General features: G+C 42.9%; 1 protein-coding gene. It reads left to right on the top strand.

The genetic code is table 11. The features are described from left to right. Window positions 1–416, top strand: a 416-nt coding sequence (locus ABD892_RS10100; RefSeq protein ID WP_345195498.1) for a hypothetical protein, incomplete at its 5' end; no start/stop codon positions are given. Window positions 417–583 lie beyond the last annotated feature (167 nt).

Here is a 583-nt window from a genome sequence, read left to right as displayed (position 1 = left end):
ATTCCGAGACTGGCAAATATTATCGAATACGCCTCATGCTGGCTGCCATGTGGTCTGCACAGGAGTTTTTGAGTACTTACAATGCTCCAATACCACAAGACAACAAGAGCTTTAGTGCACCACCACAAAAAGTGACTGCCGATTTTATTGTGGCCAAGATAACAGATCTGATCGAAGGCCAACAGTATACAGACGCCGGTGAAGTCATGTCAGACATGATGAAACTGGCAGGGCAACCAGCCCAGTTAAGAAAGCTACTGGAACAACTTGAACAGGCTGAGAAAGCTGGGATAGAGATCAAAGTCATAAGTGGTAAAGAGGAATTCTTCAGAAATGAACTGATTGCGCTGATTAATAACAACAAACCTAGCACGCCCGGCTCTGACAACAGAACAGGCATTCAGGTAAAAGACTAAGTATCAAAATTTGAACCATTGGCCCTGACTGATAGGCAAGAATAAAAACCTTAAGATAATTATGGTGTATAGCTCCGTGAATTAATGTGTGAGGTTCCCGACTTCGGCTGACAGTCAAAACTAATGTGTCATTTTGTCTCGTAGAATCTCATAGGGCGTTTTTCCTT

It is taken from the genome of Kistimonas scapharcae, assembly GCF_039540975.1.
In the GTDB taxonomy this organism is placed as follows: Bacteria; Pseudomonadota; Gammaproteobacteria; order Pseudomonadales; family Endozoicomonadaceae; genus Kistimonas; species Kistimonas scapharcae.
Note: the sequence above shows the minus strand (reverse complement) of the source record. Positions and strands in the feature narration are given on the sequence as shown.